This window comes from Mesotoga sp. B105.6.4 (genome assembly GCF_002896535.1).
In the GTDB taxonomy this organism is placed as follows: Bacteria; Thermotogota; Thermotogae; order Petrotogales; family Kosmotogaceae; genus Mesotoga.
In genome coordinates this window covers 1-1,322 of sequence record NZ_JWIM01000136.1, presented here as the reverse complement: position 1 = coordinate 1,322, position 1,322 = coordinate 1, and the positions used below count along the sequence as shown (strand labels likewise).

The 1,322-nt window shown below is 46.4% G+C and carries 2 protein-coding genes; one reads left to right on the top strand and one right to left on the bottom strand.

What is annotated here, in order from left to right; translation table 11 throughout:
- Positions 1-503 (top strand): SUMF1/EgtB/PvdO family nonheme iron enzyme (locus RJ60_RS15140; protein ID WP_146028963.1); only part of this gene is annotated, 503 nt, incomplete at its 5' end.
- A 54-nt stretch (positions 504-557) separates the two neighbouring features.
- Here the strand turns inward: RJ60_RS15140 and RJ60_RS15135 are convergent.
- Positions 558-1,151, bottom strand: coding sequence for a site-specific integrase (locus RJ60_RS15135; protein ID WP_099830984.1), 594 nt, complete (start codon positions 1,149-1,151; stop codon positions 558-560).
- Positions 1,152-1,322 lie beyond the last annotated feature (171 nt).

The following is a 1,322-nucleotide window of genomic DNA, read 5'->3' as shown; positions in this document are numbered from 1 at the left end:
GCAACTGGTTGAGTGAAAAGGAAGGAATTCCTAAGTCGTATGATGATAAAGGTAACCTCCTGGACAAATATGGAAAGACGACTACAGACATAACTGACGTGGTTGGTTACAGGTTACCTACTGAAGCCGAATGGGAATACGCTGCAAGGGGAGGAAACAAGAGCAAGGGATACAAATATTCTGGTAGCGATAATGCAGACGATGTTGCCTGGTATGCTTCTAACTCAAAAAGCATGACACAGGAAGTAGGGACTAAGGTACCTAACGAACTGGGTCTGTACGATATGAGCGGCAATGTATGGGAGTGGTGTTCGGATGTGTTTAGAGACTACTCTAGTTCCCCACAAACAAATCCATACAACAGCATTGGTTCCTGTCGGGTGTTTCGCGGTGGCAGTTGGTACTGCAGAATGTCTTTCGTATGTGTAGCTTACCGCGACAGCGTCTCGCCCACTGCCACGAGCAGCGGTCTGGGCCTCCGTATTGCAAGGGCTTTACCCTGATTATGTTTTAGCCTTTACTGCGGCTGTGAGCGCCGGGCACGGAGTAGCCGGCTGTTATAAATTCAGTTCCACATAGATATCGTTCAGCTGCTCCTGGGTAATTCCTATATAGCGCAGAGTTATTGCCGGAGAAGAATGGTTCAACATCTTTTGAATGTATTCCAGAGCCACGCCCTTTTTGTACAGGTGGTAGCCGAACGTTTTTCGAAGTGTATGTGTTCCGATCCCATCATCCAAACCAACCATATTGGCGTATCTATTTAACATTTGCCAGGCGGCTATTCTTGTTATTGGTTGTAGCGTGCCGTCAGCTGTCTTACGGGATGAGAATACAGGATCATCAGGATTGGGACTTCCCAGGGAATCGTAGTAGAGTTTCAACGCTTCGGCGACCGACCTGTTTATCATAAAGCTCTTTATCTTTTTGGTCTTAATCTCCACAACATTCAACTGGTCTCCTGACTTCAGCAGTCTTCCACCACCGTTAATGAAACTGCTCCACTTAAGGGCGAGAATATCTGAGATTCTCAGTCCGGTGTTAATACCCAGAGTGAACAGAAGGAGATCCCTGTAGTTTGATTCACCCTTCATAATAGCCTTCATCGCATCGATTTTCTTCGAATCGCGTATCGGCTGGACTTCCTTCATAACTACACCTCGTAAAACGCTCTCTAACGCATTTTCTCTTGCTGCACCTTCATATATGTATTAGCACCATCAAAAGCTCAGAATGGGGCGTTTAGAAAGGAAATAGCCCGAGCTGGACCGGCTTGGAGTCTTGCCTATCCCTCAAATACCTCGGTTTAACCACTGAGTAAT

Coding starts and splice junctions, on each gene's coding strand:
- RJ60_RS15135 (WP_099830984.1), bottom strand. CDS start 1,151: ATGAAGGAAGTCCAGCCGATACGCGATTCGAAGAAAATCGATGCGATG.